Source organism: Allofrancisella guangzhouensis (assembly GCF_000815225.1).
In the GTDB taxonomy this organism is placed as follows: domain Bacteria; phylum Pseudomonadota; class Gammaproteobacteria; order Francisellales; family Francisellaceae; genus Francisella; species Francisella guangzhouensis.
On sequence record NZ_CP010427.1, the window covers coordinates 1397989 to 1415869 of the forward strand.

Below are 17881 nucleotides of genomic sequence, written 5' to 3' on the forward strand. Positions count from 1 at the left end.
CAATTTAGAAAGGTATACTTATGTTATCAAAAAAACTATTAAATGCATTGAATGAACAATTTAACTATGAACTAGAGTCTGCAAATATCTATTTGGCTATGGCCGGATACACTTCTGACTTAGGTTTAGGAGGTTTCACAAACTGGTTTATGGCTCAATATGAGGAAGAACTCTTTCATGCCAAGAAAATTATGAAATTTATAAATGATAAAAATGGTCGTATTGAAGTGAAATCTGTTGCAGCTCCACAAAACGATTTTGGTTCACTTCTAGAGGTCTTTGAAAAAACACTTGAGCATGAGCAAGAAGTCACTACAAAATTTTATGAACTGATGGATATAGCATTAGAAGAAAAAGAACATGCTACAAAAAGTTTCTTACAGTGGTTTATCGATGAACAAGTAGAAGAAGAAGCTAACGTATGTGATATGATTAATAAAATTAAATTGGTAAAAGATAGTGGATTATACTTACTAGATCAAGAAGCTGCTCAAAGAACATTCAAAGCAAATAGCCCTATTTAATTACTAATATTTTTAAAAACTTTTCTATAAACTCTATACGTTGTTCAGCTGTTTTAGTGGTTTTTGTTATCAATAAATCTTGATCTTTGCTTAATCGAAAATCCATCGGACTGGATTGAATAACTTTTATTAGTTTCTGAAGCTCAAACTTAGTAGAATCAGAAAATACAACTTTACCAGAACTAGCAAACATTTTGATTTGAGCTATACCCAAATCAATAGCATCTAATTTTAAATGAGCAACTTTAAGTAAATATAAAACCTCTAAAGGTAACTTACCAAAACGGTCTATTAACTCTATTTTTATATTTACCAGTTGTTTATGGTCAGCTTTAGATATCCTCTTGTATATATTTAAACGGGTGTTAACATCATTTATATAATAATCAGGTATTAAAGCTGGTATATTTAACTCAATATCACAAGTGGTTGAATTTACTATCTCTTGTATATCAAGTTTTTTACCAGCTTTTAAATTATTTATAGTTTTATCAAGTAACTCCATATACAAGTTTAGGCCGATACCATCAATATTACCACTTTGCTCTTTACCAAGAATTTCACCAGCTCCACGGATTTCCAAATCATGATTTGCAAGTGTAAAACCACCTCCTAAAGAATCTGTGGTACTTATAGCCTCTAGTCTTTTGATAGCGTCTTTAGTAATCGCTAACTCACCCGGAATAAGTAAATAAGCATATGCTTGATGATGAGAACGCCCAACTCTTCCACGTAATTGATGAAGCTGAGCAAGACCCAAGTTATTTGCATTTTCAATGATAAGAGTATTTGCATTTGGAATATCAATTCCCGTTTCAATGATGGTTGTACAAAGTAGAATATGATACCTATTATGCTTAAAATCAAACATAATTTTCTGAATTTCCCTTTCACTCATCTGACCATGTACAATAGCTATTTTCAGGCGTGGAAAGATCTCTTGTAAAAACTCTTTTTTCTTTTGAATAGTCTCTACTTTGTTATATAAATAAAATACCTGCCCACCTCTAATTGTCTCGCGGATTACAGCTTCACGAATGATAGTAGTATCATATTCTTTAACAAATGTCTTAACTGACAAACGTTTAGCTGGAGGTGAGGCAATAATAGACAAATCCCTTAAAGCTGAAAATGCCATACTCAAACTGCGTGGAATGGGGGTAGCAGACATAGTCAAAATATCTATTTCTGCTTTTAATGATTTAAGCTTTTCTTTTTGAGCCACACCAAAGCGATGCTCTTCATCAATTATCAATAAACCTAAATTCTTAAAATCTATTTCCGAAGAGATTAACTTATGTGTACCTATAACAATATCAACGCTACCACTTTTAAGATTTTCAAAAAGCTTCTCTTGGGCTTTGGATGTTTTAGAGCGCGTAATAACCTCTATATTCACAGCAGTATTAGCAAATCTATCTTTGAAGCTATTATAGTGTTGTTGAGCTAAGATAGTTGTAGGTACCAATATAACTACCTGTTTTTGATTTTGTGCTGCTAAGAATGCTGCACGCATAGCAATTTCTGTTTTACCAAAACCTACATCACCACAGATTAGCCTATCCATGGGTTTACTAGAGATCATATCCTTAAAAACATCATTAATAGCTTTTATTTGATCTGGAGTTTCTTCAAAAGGAAAATCTGCACAAAACTTTAAGTATTCTTTTTCATCTAGTAAATTACTAAAACCTTGTCGCATTTCTCTTTTTGCATAAATTTCTAATAAGTCTGCAGCTACATCAATAATTTTTTTAATGGTTTTTTCTTTCTGTTTTTTCCATTTGTCTGACCCGAGCCTACTAAGAGCTATACTTTCAGTCACAGAAGAATTATAAATACTTATTAAGTTTAGTGATGTAATCGGAACATATATTTTAGCATCAGCAGCATATTTTAATAAAATAAACTCATCTTTTTTACCATTTAACTCAATTATCTCCAATCCTTCATATCTACCAATTCCATGGTCTAGATGTACCACATGCATTCCAGGTTTTAAATCTGTAAGGTCTTTAAGATCTACCATATCATAATCATTTTGCTGGTAAGTTTTTGATACCGTTTTGGTATACTCAGGAAATAAATCTGCCTCTGTAATTAATACTGTTTTATCATCCAGTATCAAACCTTCCTGAAAAGGTGAGACTATAAGAAAATATTGTGCTTGAGACACTAAAGCTTGCTCAAAACTATCACTAACTTTTATATGCTAGATTGTATTCTGAAAGTTTTAAAATAGTTGAAAGAGAGTTCCAGATGTAGTTTATTAGGTTTGAGAAGAACTTAAATAAACGAACAGGAACTAAAAATGGCACATAGACATTTAACTCTTTCAGATAGATATTATATAGAAAATTTACTTAAATTAGGATACTTAGAAGCAGCAATAGCTAATAAAATAGGATTTAGTAAAACAGCTGTTATAAATGAACTTAAAAGGAATAAAGTAGGTAAAAGTTATTCTGCAGAGATAGCCCATAAGTTGTATTGTAGTCGTAGAAAGTCAAATAATCATAAACTTACTAATGAAGTTAAAAAGCTGATAATAGCTTTACTCAAAAAGAAAATATCACCGGAGTTAATTTGTGGTAGATTAAAGCATGAAGGTATAGCTAAGCTAAGTTTTAAAGCTGTTTATAACTTTATACAAAGACATAACCTTAAACAGTTATTATTCTTCAAAGGTAGGCGTTACAAATACAAAAAAGAAGGCTCCTCAAATCAAGGTAAGATAAAGGATAGAGTCAACATATCACAAAGGCCTAAAGCAGCTAATGATAGAAAAGAGCTGTATCATTTTGAAGGTGATACTATAGTCGGTAAAGATCATAAAGGAGCTATTTTGACTATGGTAGATAGAGTTAGTAGATTCACAATTCTAGGCAAAGCTAAAGATAGAACAGCTAGTTCAATTAACCAAATTTTATACAGAGCATCAAATGGTAATAAAATTACCACAGCTACTTTTGATAATGGTAAAGAGTTTGCTAAACACAAAAATTTATCAAATAAAACTGGTATTAAAGTATTCTTTGCAGATGCATATAGTCCATGGCAAAGAGGTACAAATGAAAACATGAATAGGTATATCAGACAATTTATTCCTAAAGGTACTGATTTTAGTAATATCTCTCATCAGTATCTTAGAAAGTTGCAAATTGACTTGAATAATAGACCTAAAAAATGTTTAAATTATTTAACACCTAATGAGGTACATTTCGGAATCAGTATAAACATTGAGACTACAATCTAGCTATCTAAACTTAGTTTAGATAAATGTTCTAGTAATATCTCAGCACGACCATGTGAGTCTGTTGAAAAAATCACTTTCTCAAAGCTATTTTTAGAAAGAAAATCTAATAAGTACTTAAAAGGATTACTAAGTTTGTAATTTGCTGAAACTCCTATTAATGGTTTTAAATTTATTTTCTTTGATTTTGATATTGGTTCTGATAACCACTTTATGGTTTTATGTTTTGATATGAAACTATTAAATTCATTTTGCGAGTAAAAAAGTTCTTCATAGTGCAATATTGGGCGAGTTGGATCAAATCTTAATTCATTATACCTAAGTTTAACATCATCAAGAAAAGCTTCTATACTATTAGAAACATTTCCATATAAATGCATGTTTGCAACCTTAGGTAAATAATCAAACAAACTAAATAACTTTTTATAAAATAATGGCAAATAGAACTCTACCCCACTAAAGTACTCTTGGTTTTGTATAAAACCTGCTATATCTGAATTAAGTACAGTTTTTGAGCAAAGATGTTCTAACTGATCAAGGGCTAGGTTTGTTGTATTATCAGTATAAATAAACTCGTGTGATGGCATTATATCAATATGGTTCACATCTTTTTTTGAGCGTTGTGTATCGATATCTAGCTCTTTAATACTATCAACTTCATTATCAAATAAGTCTATTCTATAAGCTATTTTTGAGCCTATTGGATAAATGTCAATGATGCTTCCACGGATACTAAATTCACCTTTAGTAAAAACATTATTAACTAGTGTGTACCCAGCCTCAACAAATTGAGATTTACGTTTTGTAATATCAAAAATATCTCCTGCTTTTAGAATAAAACTATGTTCTTGTATAAAATCTATTGGTGCTAGCTTTCTAAGGGCATTCTCAATGCTTGTGACTAAGACTATATTTTTTGAGCTATCATTTGCTAGCTTATAAAGGATTTTTTGACGTTGTGACATAATATCAACTGAAGCAGAAAATCTATCATAAGCTAAAATTTCCAAGCTTGGAAAAAACAAAACTTCTATAGTAGAAGCCTTAGTCAAGTATTTCAACTCTTTATAAAATTTATATGCTTGTTGTGGTTCTTCTGTAATTACAAGATTAAAATCATCGTTTCGTTTAATATATTCTTTGAGTAAAATACTAAATGATGCACCATAAACATTGGAAATTACGTTGTCTTTTGGAGTTACATGATTTAAAAGCATTTATAAAAATTTAGGAAAACAAAAGTTATAGCAGATGATAATATAAATTAGTCTTTATCGCCAGCTGCAATTCCAAAGATTTGTAACAAAGTAACGAAAATATTGAATAGAGAAACATATATATTAACTGTTGCTAAAACATAATTATTCTCTTCACCCCTAACTATAGAGTTAGTTTGCCACAAGATAAAACCACCTGAGATAAATGCAAATACAAGAGAAATCACAAATGCTAAAGCAGGTAATTGTAGAAAAATATTGATAACCAAAGCAACCAAAGCAACTATTGCACCAACAGCAGAGAATGAACCTACTCTATTAAAATTTCTAGAAGGGTTCATCGCTAAAGCAGATAGACCTAAAAATATTAATCCTGTAGTACCAAATGCCATCATTATCAACTCTGCACCATTTTTAAACATGGTGATATATGCGTTTAGTATAGGACCTAATGAATATCCTAATAATCCTGTTAGAGCAAAAGTTAACACTATTCCCATAGGTGAATTTTTAGTAGCATTTATACCAAATAATAATCCTATGTATACCACTATCATAATTATAGGGTTCATAAAACCAGCATTAGTTTGCATAGCAATAAATGCAGTCAAAGCACTAAATAACAAAGTCATAGATAACAGCAAATAAGTATTTCTAAGTACTTTATTTGCTCTTAGAGCTGACTCTTGGGTTAATGAGTCAATAACTCGAGTATTATTAAAATCGTTCATTTTCTCTCCTTAGAAATTTTTCAATACTATACATTAACTATTATAACATAAGTTTTATGCACTTATTATAATATGTAGACTCGTAGTGACTTTTCAAGTGTTTTTCTAGATCTTGATAGAAATATCATACAAAAAAGATACAAATACCAATGAAGAATATATTAAGTACAATAAAGTTGTCGTTATAGTTTCATTTTTACCACCAGCTAAAATTTTACCTAAAGAAAAGTAAATAGGAACTATAAATATATTAAGAACAATAGACAATATTATAGACACCATAAAGATGATATTACTTACCAAATTATTAGCAATAAACACTGCCAATACCAATATAAAAACTTTTGTTACTTCTAAGTAGAGCATCGTTTTTATCAATTTTGAATTTATTATCGACTCTATTTTTAAGCTTATAATCTTAAATCGCCAAGCAATATAAACAGCTATACAGAGAATATAGTTAAACATAAGAAATATAAATGTACTAATTACCGAATTAATATATTTTGGATTTATACTATTATGGTCGTACTTAAGAAAAGTGAGATAAATTATTTTATTTAAAACTATAATTACCAAACTAAAATATACATATTTAAGAAGCTCTAAACCAGTTTCTTTATTATTAGTTACAGTCAATACATGCAAATACACTAAAGAGATAGGTAACACAATAAGATTAAGACTACTAAAAACTTTTAGGTTAAGCAGCAAGTAAAACAATATTACCGAAAAAATAAAAAAGATAATCAAAACACCATAGAAGCTTACATCTACCCTTTCTGTTTGACTAGTTAAAGATGTGTTAAGCTTATAACTGTTTTTTAAGAAAAAAATTAGTAAAAATATAATAGTGAAAAGGTAAAATAATTTAAAGAGATACGCATCTTTAAGAACAATAAAACAAATAAATAGTCCTACAGCTATTCCCAACAAAGCACTTGAATACACTCCGATAAAACCATACAAGCGGCGTGAATCAGTCTTTAGATAAAAAGAACTCAAATTAAAAAGCAAATTAACTATAACAACAGAAACTCCTGTCCATAAAGCTGCTAAACTAAAAAGATAAATATTTTTTATAAAAGATAAAATAATAGCAATAATTATAAATTGCAAACCGTGAATTATTGATTTTGTTGAACCAAAAAAATAATTACTTATACACCCAAAAACTCCTGCAAAAAACATAACAAAAATATGATCATTACGGTTGTAAAAGAAGTTAATATCTCCGTAATGAGTTAATAGTGTTACAAAAGGAGCAACACACAAGCATAGACAAAAAACCATTATTGCAATGATGTGTAAACCCACTGGTTGCTTGAAATCGATATTTGCTTTGGGAATATTTTTGCCTATTGTTTTTTTCATTTATTTACTCTTTATTTCCATAAAAGCTTTATTTTTGCAACAGCTCATTTAATTTATCAAGATAAACTTTTTCCTCAGGAATGGTGTTATATTTTTGTGATTCCCACATCTGTTCAGCTAGATAGTCTATCATAATATGCTGTACTTTATGCTCATCGAAATTATACTTAGCTAGTAATTTTGTATATATGCTTGCTATACCTGGTGGGCGATTAGTCTGGATTTGCTCAATAACAGCAAGATGCAAACTAATATGTAAAAATGGATTTATTTGCCCCATTTCAGGAGAGTAGTCTTTATCAATATTATCCATAGTTATTTGGTTATGATACTCTGGGTGTAATTCTATAATCCTAGATATTTGCTCCTCTATAGCTGTTAAAGGTTGTCTATTTTGAAACTTTTGCCAACTATCTACAAAAATTTTACGCAATTGATATCTATCTTGGGAAAAAATCATAAGTATTTTTCCTTATCTTTAAATTCGCAATATTGATAAATTATACAATTTCTACATTTGGGTTTTTGGGCTGTACAAATATATCTGCCATGCAAAATTATCCAATGGTGTGCATCTTTTAAATACTCTTTTGGGATTACGTCTAAAAGCTTTTTTTCGACCTCATTAACATTTTTCCCTTTTGCTAAAGGAATACGATTAGCAAGTCTAAATATATGAGTATCTACAGCCATAGTTGGTTTACCAAAAGCTGTATTAAGCACCACATTTGCAGTTTTTCTGCCAACGCCAGCTAAAGAAATTAAATCATCAAAATTATCAGGTACTTCGCTATTAAACTTTTCTATTAAATCTTTACACGTCGCTATAACATTTTTTGCTTTTGTTTTGTATAGTCCAATTGATTTTATATACTCAGCTAACTTTTGTTCACCTAGAGCATATATCTGCCCAGGAGTATTTGCTATTTTATATAAAACAGCTGTAGCTTTATTTACACTTACATCAGTTGCTTGAGCTGACAATATTACAGCTATTAATAATTCAAAATTAGAAGTATATTCTAGTTCTGTAGTTGGATTAGGGTCATTCTGTTTCCAAGTTTCAAAAATCTTTATGCGTTTTTGTTTATTCATCAGAAGTAGAGGCTTTTTTCTTATTTCTAAACTTTGCCAAAGATGCTGCTATGTATGCTTTTTTATCTATTTCCTGGGCAGTAGCTATATTTTTATAAACTTCTCGTTGTTTGACTTTTGTTTTATTAACTCTCTGCTTATGAAACTCATATCTTTCACGGTAGTGATTTTTTTGTTGTATATATTCTTCTGTAAGTAGATTTTGAGGTTGTTTATTTTCTGCAAGATCAACTAAAGAAATACAATCCATAGGACAAGGTTCAATACAGAGCTCACACCCTGTGCACTCTGATTCAATGATCGTATGCATGAGATTTTTCGCACCAACTATAGCATCTACAGGACACGCCAATATACATTTTGTACAGCCAATACACATACTTTCATCTATTCTTGCTACAGCACGTGGCTTTACTATCCCTAAGCTTTCATCCAAAGAAATTTCTGGCTTACCTAGAAGCTGTGATAGCTCTTTTAAAGTTTTTCCCCCACCTGTTATACATTTGTTATGTTTCTCACCATTTGTAATAGCCTTAGCATAACTATAACAGTCTTGGTAAGTACACTTCTGGCATTGAGTTTGAGGTAAAATTTTATCTATGCTTTCAATCGACACTATCATTTTTAGTACAACTCTATGTTTGTTTTATTTTCTATAGACCGAATATATTCTTGAATATTACTAGGAATTTCTAGCAAATCTTTTGCCATAGTTAAAATATAAAATATCGGAAAAATATTTACATCATCCCATGAAAATTTATCACCGTTTATAAACGGTGTTTTTATATATGAATTTATTTCTAAAAGTATCCTATTTATCTCATTGATAGAATCTTTCGGTGGATTTCTTAGAAAAACATCCATACCATCAATATACTGTGATTTTTTATTTATAAAATATTCTTTAGCACTTTGAGTGGGAAAATCACACTCATTTTTAGGGTGATATGGCATCCTAGGGTATATAATCCTACGGTAATGCGGAGCCAACTCCGCTATGAAGTCTTTTACAATAGTAACTATACTTGAATTTGCTATTTCAAAATTTTGAATTTCTGCCATATATCTACATATTTCTTCACTTTCTTTTAAGAAAGCGCCATCACTTTTTTCTAAAAAAGGTACCTGTTTAGAGCCTATTCTATCTATATGAGCTTTTTCATCATCATTTGCTAAAAACTCCAGTTGATAGTCTAATCCACTTAGGTCGGCAACTAGCCTAACTTTGATACAATAAGGACAATGGTTATATGCGTAGATTTTCGTGTTTTCACTCTTATTCATAGATTAGTAACATAAACTATATATTTATTTCTTAGGAGCTAATTATACTTTTTATGGATACCGCTATCAAGTAGCGGTATGACAAGATGTCAAAAGCTTATCGTATATTTTTTGGATACCTTCAGCTTCATTTTGTATCTTGTATTTAGAAGTTACAAGATCATAACCGTTTTGGGCTATTTTTTCTCTTAAGCTATCATCACTCATTAGTATATCTAGTTTTTCGGCTATTTGTTCACTTGATTGAGGATCAACTAAATAACCATTTTTCCCGTTAGTAATAATTTCAGACCAAGCACCCGCTTTAGTTGCAATTACAGCACATTTTGAAGCCATAGCCTCTAAAGCTGGCAAACCAAAACCTTCTGTGTAACTAGGGCATACTACAATATCTAGATTTCTATAACACCCAGGTGCTTCTTTAAAATTCACAAATCCATTGAAAATGATCCTCTCTTCAAGTTTCGAAGCTTTAATCTTTTCTTTTAAAGATAATTCTAAGTCATTATTCTTAGATGTCGTTTCACCATATATATTTGCAATCCACTTAGGATTTTCAGGTAAAACTTCAATCATTGCATCCACAAACTCTCCTATACCCTTTGTTTTTTTAACTCTACCAAAAAAACCTATTTTAAAATTAGTTTGTTGTGGTATAGATGGATGAAATTTCTGGATATCTACTCCATGAGGAACTATTTCAAATTGCTCATCAAATCTTGATGCTGCAATTTTGGATACAGGGATTATCGCTTGCATCTTGCTACAATAGAACTTTTGGACTCTAGATCTTTTCCTAGCCCCAGCAGTAGTAAAAACAAGGATTAACTTATATCTAAAAATATGCTTTAGAATTATTCCTACCAACATATCAATATTTCTTCTAGCGTGCCAAATCCGCCATTTATCACGCCAGCAACCAAATAAAAATTGTTTAAATGTAATTGTTTTTATATCATTAGAATTAAGGTTAAATCCCAAACCTACTATATTTATAAGTTTTGCCTGCTCTGGGATTACTGCTAGCATACTAGAATTTATACCAGAAAAACGCCGTCCCAGTGATGGAGCTATAACCAAAACATTTTTCATTACAAAAATTTTACCCTAAAATCACATCAACTAAAATAATAGTTTATCCTAAAGGAAAAAATTTTACAATTTGACTGATATATAATTAAATTAAATGGTAAAATTTTACCTAGAGAATTTTACTTTAGAGAATAATATGTGTTTAAGTAGAGTAACTACCTTACTTCCTGTGATTTTAGTTACAGCTATTTTCATTAGTATATGGACATGGACAAGAGATATTGTCTCTATAAGCATTATAAGCATAATTATCATATTCTTGATCTCTAATAGAAAGACCAATCTAGGCAATGTAAAAATTTTTTTAAAAAGAAATTCTTCTTTCATATTGCTTATTTTTGCTGGCTTACTATATTCTGTTAATTGTATTTATCTCAGTATTATTAACCAAGACACATATACTATAAAACTACTATTTAATTTAGCCAATCCTTTGATATTAACTTTATATACTTTTGCTTTAGTATACTTACTATCTAAAAATAAAAACTATCCGAAATTTCTCATAAATGTTTTTTATATAATAGTTTCATTTGTAGCTACGTTATCATTTTTATTCTTTATTTTTTATTGGCTTAAAGGACAAACCTTCTTGATCAGCAATTTTTACTCAAAGCCTGACCATATCGAACAATCTCAAAACATAGTGGCATTAACTTTCCCATTTGCAGCTATTTTATTATTAAATAAAATTCCTGATATTAATAAAATTTTATGTAAAATGCTAATAGTAGTCCTAGCTTTGATAATAATCTTTGCTGATATTTTTATTAATAGGAGTAAAATAGGTTATCTTATAGAGCTAATAGTTTTGATATATTATAGTTTTTATATTATAAAAAAATACTCCTATATAAATAAGAAATTTCATATTAAAAAACTTCTTATAGTTTCATGCTTGGTGATTTTTTCACTAAGCACTGGCTTATATATTGCTTATAAAACATCAGGTACATTCCATCAAAGAATTTCTACAGGGATGTATGGATTTAATAAGTTTTTCAATAAGGATAGTAATAAAAATATAGAGCGCTCTGTTGAAATCAGACTTATATACTATACAAACTCACTTAAAATATTTAAAGAGTACCCTAAAATACTTCTTTTTGGATGCCCACTAAATGAAGGAACTATAAACTCATCTATATGTACTAAAAAAATTATAAATAAAAGTCCTCTAATTCAAGAAAGTATGAAAGGATTAAAAGATATCCCTCCTCATAATGAATTTATAAATTATACTTATCAGTCTGGAGCTCTTGCTAGCTTAAGTTTATTTTTATTTTTAATTTTGCTATATAGAGAATCTAAAAATACTTATAAAGAATATATTATGCCTATGCGAATCTTAGTTATCGCTTTTTTCATAGGTTGCAACTTTGATTTTTTTATGACAAGACAATTCAATACCACTATATTTTTCACACTCTTGGGAATATTTTTATCACTAAATAAGCCATACATTAAGGGATGCCAAATATGAAGATAATAAAAGTTTTAGGTGGACTAGGAAACCAAATGTTTCAATATGCTTTCTATTTAAACCATGCGTCAAATAATAATTCTAAAGGAGCCTCTTTTCTAGATATTAGCGGTTTTGGTAAATATAAACTTCATAATGGCTATGAGTTAGAAAAAATTTTTAAAAATATAGATAAAAAATATGCCTCCAATCATGATTTTAAAGCGTTATTTGGTATATTTTATTACGTAAGTAAAGTAATAAAACCAGCATTCAAAAAGTCAAAAAAATATATCAAACAAAAAGAACTTGAGTTTGATCCTGCTTACCTAAAACTATCTGAAGGATATTTTAGTGGTTACTGGCAATCTGAAAAATACTTTAAAAATGTTGAAGATATATTAAGACACCATTTCAAGTTTCCTGCTTTGGATATAAGAAACCAGGAATTTATAAATAACCTTGACCATAAAAATACTATTTCTATCCATGTTAGAAGAGGTGACTATGTCAACCATCCTGACTACCAAAATATTTGCACCTTAGAATACTATAAAAAGGGCATAAATTATTTCTTAGAAAATTACGAAAACTGTCATTTTGTAATTTTTTCAAATGAAATTACCTGGTGTCGTAAAAATTTAAAGATATCTAATGTAAGCTATGTAGACTGGAACAATAATGATGATTGCTACAAAGATATGCAACTAATGAGCCTATGCAATCACAATATAATAGCAAATAGTTCATTTAGCTGGTGGGGAGCATGGCTGAATGATAACAAGCACAAGACAGTTATTTCTCCGACAAAATGGGTTAACCAAAACTTTATTGATCCAAATGATATTTGCCCACCACAGTGGACAAGAATTTAAAACAACCAAATTTCAAGTGAATTTTAATAAAAAAATTCTAAAAAAGAAGATATACAGGAGCCTGTTCATGCTAGTGAATTAGTTATGAGAGAAAGTTAAAACCATGTCTTATAATTTAAAAAATAATTTAGCAAAACTCTTACAAAATTAAATCATATCATTAATAATTTCTCTAGAAATAATTTCAGCAAAATATTCAACCGTAAAAGGCTTAATTTTATCACTATTTAAATATTTTTCTATATTATCTAAATACTCTAAGTATTGTTGATCAGACATGCTCGTCATGTAGTTATACAACTCATCGTATGTTTTAAATTTTCTCTTATCTATAAAACAATTTTCTGCAATATAATCCGTGACATTATTAGCTCCCCAATATATTGGTACGCAGCCAGCAAAAAAGCAATCAAAAATTTTTTCTGTTATATAGCCAGGTATATCTCTAGCATTTTCATAGCAAATGGCAAACTTATATTTTTGTAAAACTTCTTTCTTCGACTCTATTTTCCCATTATATGATGGATAGTAAGCACTAAATTTTTTATTATACTTATAATTAAAATACAAAGAATAAAATTTAAACTTACCCCACTTCATTCCATACAAATCAAAATCTTCTGGATGGTTTTTTTCAAACCATCTTATAGCTTCTATTCTTTTACTATATAACTCTAATGGGTGTTTAGTATATTTATTACCAGAGATTAATGTGCAAAGTTTTTCTTTGTTTTGTATATTTTTATTTATCGTATTTGGAAACAAATATGAAAAATTTATTTTAAAATATTTTTTATTATCAATAAGACTATCATTCCATGTAAATATTTTATTAAAATACTTATGCTTTTTAATATCATAGTTTTCTGGTTTTACTACCTCGGGTTCTACTATCAATAGGTAAGATTTATCTAGCTTTTTCTTATTAAGCAGCCTTTTAGGCATATTATGATAAAGTACAAACTCTGATGTCAAGCAGTCATTTATATCTTGTGTAGACAAGTCATAACCTTTACTATAAAAAACATCTTTAAGCTTATAATAAAAATACGCAAAATTATCACGATTAACATTCTTATCATTCAGGTCAAAAATTTTATTGTTAGCGTTATAGTCAGTATATAAGACTCCTTTCCCTTTATTCACTTTCTAAATCCTTTATAATTTTTCTTGCATCAATAAGATCCTTTTCCCACCATTTAGAATTACCGATAGACTCAGATTTATTTTTTTCAAATCTAAATTTTATTACTTTTGCAGGGCTTCCAACGGCAACTGCAAAAGGAGGTATATTTTTTGTAACCGTAGAGTTTGAACCTATGACTGCACCATCTCCGATAGTAACTCCTCTTTGAACAATAGTATCAACTCCAATCCAAACATCATTACCAATAGTACAATCTTCTTTAGTAAGTTCCTCAAATGCATTATCATAAAACAGAGAACTTGTTGATATTCTATGAATGTCATGTTCTCCTTGACCAATTGATACATTATTTGCTATTGAACAATAATTCCCTATTGTTGTTTTTGTAATATAGCAATATTTACCAACATAGCAATATTTACCTACCTGAGTATGCTTATCAACAACTGTACCTTCCATAATGGTAGTATGACCACCAATACCAGCTTTACAGTGCACATACTTTGATTTGATTTTATTGCTTTTTAATTTTTTCAAAAATTTATTTAACATCTATCTAACCTTACAACCGCGCCAAAATTTTAGACATATAGGTAATTTCTTTTTCTAAACAAACCTGACTATTACCAACAAAAAAACCGTTATCATGCAAATAATCAGCATTTTTTAATTCCCCATAGATGGTGTAATCAAAATACTTAAGAACTTCATTTCGAGTAAAATTACCCGTAACTATAGGTCTGCATTCAATACCATTATCTTGTAGTTTTTTGATCACATCTTTTCTACACAAATTTGACTCAGGTCTAATAATTAATGAGAAGCCAAACCATGAGCTATTATCAATATTTTTTTGGATAATAAAGTCTTTATGGTTTTGAAAAAGTTCTACAAAAAGCTTAGCATTTTTTCTTCTTTGTTCTAAAAATCTAGGTAATTTTTTTAATTGTTCAATACCTATCGCTCCACTCATCTCTACTGGTCTAACATTATAGCCAGGTAAGATAAACCTAAATGATTCCTCAAACCAGTCATCACTTTTCTTGCAAATAAGATTTTCTTTTGGAAGGTTTCTAGTCCAGCCATGAGCTCTTAATGAAAGCAGTATATGATATAGCTCCTCATTGTCTGTAACTACAAAACCACCTTCCATAGTCGCCATATGGTGAGAGAAAAAAGTTGAGAATGTTCCCATAATGCCAAATGTACCGGCTTGCTTGTTATTATATTTAGCCCCCATAGACTCACAGTTATCTTCAATGTAAAAGATATCTCTGTCTCCAATAATTTTATCAATAGCATCAAAATCATTAGGATTCCCTAAAAGATTAACAACCATAATCATTTTGGTTTTGTCTGTGATAGCGAATTCAAGAGCATCTAGATCATAATTCAATGTTTCAAGGTCAATATCTACAAACTTAAGTTTTAAACCATACTGCTGTAATGGTGAATATGTAGTCGACCATGAAACTGCTGGAACTATTACTTCATCCCCTTTTTTTAACATAGGATTTTTTGTATAAAATAAAGCTGCTGTAGCTACAAGATTAGCGGCTGAACCAGAGCTAACCATCACAGCATATTTACTATCCACATATTTACAAAAATCTTCTTCAAACTGCGCAACATAGTCACTCATGCTATACATATCTTTCTCAATAACCCTATTAATAGCATTTATCTCTTTATCATCCCAGGTTGATGTTGCTAATGGATATTTCTTAATCATTTAGAACCTCTTTTAAGTAATAATCATATGTTCTTTTTATACCATCTTTTAATGAAATTTTATGCTTCCAACCAAATCTATCAAGTAAAGTATCATCTATTAGCTTTTGCCTCATACCAACAGGTTTCGATAAATCATGCTTAAATTTACCTGAAAAACCAATTATTTCGGCAATTGTTTGATAATATTCATCAATACTAAAATCAAAGCCTAACCCCACATTGATATTTTGAGGCATAGAATCTATATTTTCTAATGCATAGTATGTAAAATTTGCCAAATCTTCAGCAAACATAAACTCTCGTCTGGCCTTACCATCACCCCATATTTCAATAATACCTATATTATTAACCTTTGCTTGATGAACTTTTTTAATAACTGCAGGTATCATATGAGACTTATTATCTTCAAAACTATCGTATCTACCATATAAGTTACATGGAACAATAGTTTTATAGTTATAATCTGGGTTTTCTTTATTTACATATTCACACAGCCTAGTTGAAAATATTTTAGAAATTGCATAACCTTCATTTGTTGGCTCTAACTCACCTTTTAAAATACTCTCCTCTTTTAATGGATTTTTAGCATCCCTGGGATACATACATGAACTTCCCATGTTAAGAAAGTTCCTTACCCCATTTTCAAAAGCGGAAATTATAATATTATGCCCCATTAATGTATTTTGAGAGATAAACTTAACAGGACTATTAATATTCGCCTGAATACCTCCAACTATACCAGCACAATGAATTATAATATCCGGCTTATTAGATTTTATATAAGTATCTACATCACTAATATCTAATAAATTAAGTTCTCGGCTTGATGGACTAATAATCTCATATTCATATGCTTTGTGGAACTCTAAAATATTTCGCCCCACCATACCAGAAGATCCAGTTATTAAAATTTTTTTCATAGTAGTTCTCTTTTTACTCATAATAGCTCATAATCTGATAACCGCCCTCTTTAAGATATACATCTTTAGTTACCATTTTTAAATCTGAAGCCATCATGTCATCAACTAAATCTTTAAGATCATATTCTCTATTCCAGCCCAACTTCTTCTCAGCTTTAGTAGGATCCCCAATTAACAGATCAACTTCTGTAGGTCTAAAGTATCTAGGGTCAACACAAACAAGTTCTTGACCAATAGATAGGTGGTTAAGGTCTAAACTTAATACTTTTACTCTATCAAAGTTAATAGACTCAATAACTCCTACTTCATCAACACCTTCTTTTTCGAACTTCAAATTGATACCTGCGTATTTAAATGATAACTTAACAAAATCTCTAACTGTAGTTGTTTGACCTGTTGCAATAACCCAGTCTTCAGGCTTATCTGCTTGCAAGATCATCCACATCATTCTGACATAATCTTTAGCATGCCCCCAGTCTCTTTTCGCATCTAAATTACCCAAATATAATTTTTCTTGTAAATTTAAAGCTATTTTAGAAGCAGCTCTTGTGATCTTACGTGTAACAAATGTTTCTCCCCTTACTGGAGACTCATGGTTAAATAAGATTCCATTACAAGCATATACGCCATATGCTTCACGATAATTAATAGTTATCCAATATGCATACAACTTTGCTACTGCATATGGCGAGCGCGGATAAAATGGTGTGGTTTCACTCTGAGGAATTTCTTGCACTTTACCATATAATTCAGAAGTGCTAGCTTGATATATTCTTGTCTTTTTCTCGAGTCCTAAAAGCCTTACCGCTTCAAGTATTCTAAGAGTTCCTGTAGCATCAGCATTAGCTACATATTCTGGCATTTCAAAACTAACATGAACATGACTCATTGCGGCCAGATTATATATCTCATCCGGTTTAACATTGGCAATAATTCTTGTTAGGTTCATAGAATCAGTCATATCACCATAATGTAATACAAAGTTTAGATTTTCAGTATGGGGATCCTGATATAAATGATCTATCCTATCAGTATTAAAGAGAGAACTTCTTCTTTTTATCCCATGTACTTCATAACCTTTTTTCAAAAGAAACTCAGCCAGATAAGAACCATCTTGACCTGTAATACCTGTTATTAGTGCTACTTTTTTATTAATTGACATAATTTATT

General features: G+C 29.9%; 16 protein-coding genes and 2 pseudogenes. 4 read left to right on the forward strand and 14 right to left on the reverse strand.

Annotated features, from left to right (window positions below):
- Positions 1–20: 20 nt before the first annotated feature.
- Positions 21–524, forward strand: coding sequence for a ferritin (locus tag SD28_RS06555; protein WP_039125256.1), 504 nt, complete (start codon positions 21–23; stop codon positions 522–524).
- On the opposite strand, the pseudogene mfd reads toward SD28_RS06555, so the two are convergent.
- Positions 517–2679: pseudogene (gene mfd / locus SD28_RS06560) on the reverse strand (transcription-repair coupling factor); the annotation flags it as partial. The gene SD28_RS06555 and the pseudogene mfd overlap by 8 nt on opposite strands.
- A 156-nt stretch (positions 2680–2835) precedes the next feature.
- On the opposite strand from mfd, the gene SD28_RS06565 reads away from it, so the two are divergent.
- A complete protein-coding gene (locus SD28_RS06565; protein ID WP_039124962.1) occupies positions 2836–3780 on the forward strand; it encodes an IS30 family transposase in 945 nt (314 codons plus the stop codon).
- A gap of 2 nt (positions 3781–3782) precedes the next feature.
- On the opposite strand, the pseudogene SD28_RS06570 reads toward SD28_RS06565, so the two are convergent.
- From SD28_RS06570 to SD28_RS06605, 8 genes and pseudogenes are all read right to left on the reverse strand, one after another.
- Positions 3783–4994 (reverse strand): annotated as a pseudogene (locus SD28_RS06570) (transcription-repair coupling factor); the annotation flags it as partial.
- 47 nt (positions 4995–5041) lie between these two features.
- Positions 5042–5725, reverse strand: coding sequence for a Bax inhibitor-1/YccA family protein (locus tag SD28_RS06575; RefSeq protein WP_039125258.1), 684 nt, complete (start codon positions 5723–5725; stop codon positions 5042–5044).
- A gap of 105 nt (positions 5726–5830) precedes the next feature.
- Positions 5831–7099 (reverse strand): hypothetical protein, encoded by a 1269-nt coding sequence (locus tag SD28_RS06580; RefSeq protein ID WP_039125260.1) that lies wholly within the window; start codon positions 7097–7099, stop codon positions 5831–5833.
- Between the two features lie 28 nt (positions 7100–7127).
- Positions 7128–7559, reverse strand: a complete 432-nt coding sequence (locus tag SD28_RS06585) for a DUF1841 family protein (RefSeq protein ID WP_039125262.1) — start codon at positions 7557–7559, stop codon at positions 7128–7130.
- Positions 7556–8194 carry an endonuclease III gene (gene nth / locus SD28_RS06590; RefSeq protein WP_039125264.1) on the reverse strand — a complete coding sequence of 213 codons (639 nt, stop codon included), beginning with the start codon at positions 8192–8194 and terminating at the stop codon, positions 7556–7558. The genes SD28_RS06585 and nth overlap by 4 nt, the downstream gene beginning before the upstream one ends.
- A complete protein-coding gene (locus SD28_RS06595) occupies positions 8187–8816 on the reverse strand; it encodes an RnfABCDGE type electron transport complex subunit B (RefSeq protein ID WP_039125265.1) in 630 nt (209 codons plus the stop codon). The genes nth and SD28_RS06595 overlap by 8 nt, the downstream gene beginning before the upstream one ends.
- Before the next feature lie 2 nt (positions 8817–8818).
- Positions 8819–9481 (reverse strand): glutaredoxin 2, encoded by a 663-nt coding sequence (gene grxB, locus SD28_RS06600; RefSeq protein WP_039125266.1) that lies wholly within the window; start codon positions 9479–9481, stop codon positions 8819–8821.
- A 66-nt stretch (positions 9482–9547) separates the two neighbouring features.
- The gene (locus tag SD28_RS06605; protein ID WP_039125268.1) at positions 9548–10573 is read right to left on the reverse strand and encodes a glycosyltransferase family 4 protein; all 1026 of its coding nucleotides are present in this window, start codon (positions 10571–10573) and stop codon (positions 9548–9550) included.
- A gap of 136 nt (positions 10574–10709) precedes the next feature.
- On the opposite strand from SD28_RS06605, the gene SD28_RS06610 reads away from it, so the two are divergent.
- Both SD28_RS06610 and SD28_RS06615 read left to right on the forward strand, forming a co-directional pair.
- Positions 10710–12056 carry a hypothetical protein gene (locus SD28_RS06610; RefSeq protein ID WP_052251892.1) on the forward strand — a complete coding sequence of 449 codons (1347 nt, stop codon included), beginning with the start codon at positions 10710–10712 and terminating at the stop codon, positions 12054–12056.
- The gene (locus tag SD28_RS06615; RefSeq protein WP_039125270.1) at positions 12053–12910 is read left to right on the forward strand and encodes an alpha-1,2-fucosyltransferase; all 858 of its coding nucleotides are present in this window, start codon (positions 12053–12055) and stop codon (positions 12908–12910) included. Before SD28_RS06610 ends, SD28_RS06615 begins: the two co-directional genes overlap by 4 nt.
- 147 nt (positions 12911–13057) lie before the next feature.
- Here the strand turns inward: SD28_RS06615 and SD28_RS06620 are convergent, their stop codons facing one another.
- Genes SD28_RS06620 through gmd form a run of 5 tightly spaced genes read right to left on the reverse strand, consistent with a single transcriptional unit; the run spans position 13058 to position 17873 of the window.
- The gene (locus tag SD28_RS06620) at positions 13058–14056 is read right to left on the reverse strand and encodes a glycosyltransferase family 10 domain-containing protein (protein WP_039125272.1); all 999 of its coding nucleotides are present in this window, start codon (positions 14054–14056) and stop codon (positions 13058–13060) included.
- Positions 14049–14609 carry a CatB-related O-acetyltransferase gene (locus SD28_RS08285; RefSeq protein WP_052251893.1) on the reverse strand — a complete coding sequence of 187 codons (561 nt, stop codon included), beginning with the start codon at positions 14607–14609 and terminating at the stop codon, positions 14049–14051. Before SD28_RS08285 ends, SD28_RS06620 begins: the two co-directional genes overlap by 8 nt.
- 10 nt (positions 14610–14619) lie before the next feature.
- Positions 14620–15789 (reverse strand): DegT/DnrJ/EryC1/StrS family aminotransferase, encoded by a 1170-nt coding sequence (locus tag SD28_RS06630; RefSeq protein ID WP_039125274.1) that lies wholly within the window; start codon positions 15787–15789, stop codon positions 14620–14622.
- Positions 15782–16711 (reverse strand): GDP-L-fucose synthase family protein, encoded by a 930-nt coding sequence (locus tag SD28_RS06635; protein WP_039125870.1) that lies wholly within the window; start codon positions 16709–16711, stop codon positions 15782–15784. Before SD28_RS06635 ends, SD28_RS06630 begins: the two co-directional genes overlap by 8 nt.
- A 13-nt stretch (positions 16712–16724) precedes the next feature.
- Complete coding sequence (gene gmd / locus SD28_RS06640) at positions 16725–17873, reverse strand: GDP-mannose 4,6-dehydratase (protein WP_039125276.1); 1149 nt, start codon at positions 17871–17873, stop codon at positions 16725–16727.
- Between the last annotated feature and the right edge of the window lie 8 nt (positions 17874–17881).